Consider the following 1,504-nt stretch of genomic DNA (forward strand, 5'->3'; position numbering starts at 1 on the left):
ATCTTGATTATGCTCAAAATAAGCATAATCAAGATTTTTATCTAGTTCAAGAACTGATAATAGGTCACGATTTAAGCACAGAAATGAGTCAGCCTTGGAATGAAGCTAAAGTGCTAAATTTTTTGTCAGAAATTTTAGAAGTTTTAGCTTTTGTACATCAAGATGAGGTAATTCATCGAGATATTAAACCAGGGAATATTATGCGGCGAGACCGCGACCAAAAATTAATGTTAATTGACTTTGGTGCAGTTAAAGAAGTAAGTAATATTGTAGTTAATTCTCAGGGAAAATCTAGTAGTACAATTGCAGTAGGTACTCCTGGTTATATGCCTGTGGAACAAGCACAAGGAAGACCACAATTTGCTAGTGATATTTATGCTGTGGGTATTACTGCAATTCAAGCTTTGACAGGAGTTACACCCAGGAATTTTATCCAAGATGAACTAGGTGAGATAGACTTGCAAAAATTAGTTCCTAATATCAGTGAAAAGTTAGCTAATTTTCTAACAAAAATGGTTAGGGTTAATTGGAAACAGCGTTACTCGGATGCTGCTGTAGCTTTACGAGCATTACAGGGTAATATTGAACCGATTTCTGGAATATTAAATTGGATTTTATTAAAGATAACTATTGGTTTGATTTGTCAGCATAAAAATTGCGATTTTAGTATTTTTCAAAGTTGTCTAGATTTTTTTGTAGACCGCCTTCAGCAAAATAGCACTTCTGTGAATTGTGAGCTTTACAAAACTGTTAGTATGTCGCTATTAAAGGCACAAGAAAAAATTGCTATTGAATATAGAAATCAGATTGGAGGTTCTTTTCCGACAATACTTCAATATTCACCATTTCATTCTGAGCAAAAACGAAAAAATTTGGGTTGGGTGAATCGTAAAATATCTAAGTTGAGAAGTGAATTTAAAAAAATCAATCAAACAAAATATGTTACAAATTTTCCTGAAGATATTAGTTGTTTGTTAATTCCTTTACCTCCTGTAGATGAAATTAAGAATTTATGCCAAAGTTTTATTCTGGTTTTACTCCAGGGAGATGAACCAGATGGATACTTAGAAAAGCTGCAAAGAGATGTGGGAGGTTTATTAAACTTAGTAGCTGTTAATTTCATGCAAGAAATGCGCGATAATCAAATAGTGAAAGAAATTTTTGAATGCGATTTTTTAGGAATAATTAATCAACAATTATCAGGAGATAAATTGACTCTAGAAGATTTAGAGAAGTCTCTCCAGAAAGTTAGATTAGAATTAACTGAATTAAGGATTCAGCAGGAAAAAGCAAAAACAATGATTATCTCGCCACCTATTAATTTTGGTGTGACACTACCAGGTAATTCACAAGTTGATGGGATTCAATAGGAACCATAACCGAAGATGGCAAAAGGGCTTGGGTGTTTCCCAAAAAACCAAGTGGTCGTTTTTATGAGTATCGCAAATATGTGAGTTATGTACTCTTGCTTTTTCTTTTGGCAGCTCCCTTTGTAAAAATAAAT

General features: G+C 33.1%; 1 protein-coding gene. It reads left to right on the forward strand.

The window, feature by feature from the left end:
• Positions 1 to 1,370 (forward strand): serine/threonine-protein kinase (locus tag F6K13_RS32730; protein WP_287289864.1); only part of this gene is annotated, 1,370 nt, incomplete at its 5' end.
• Positions 1,371 to 1,504: the final 134 nt, after the last annotated feature.

The organism is Okeania sp. SIO2B9 (genome assembly GCF_010672505.1).
GTDB lineage: Bacteria > Cyanobacteriota > Cyanobacteriia > Cyanobacteriales > Microcoleaceae > Okeania > Okeania hirsuta.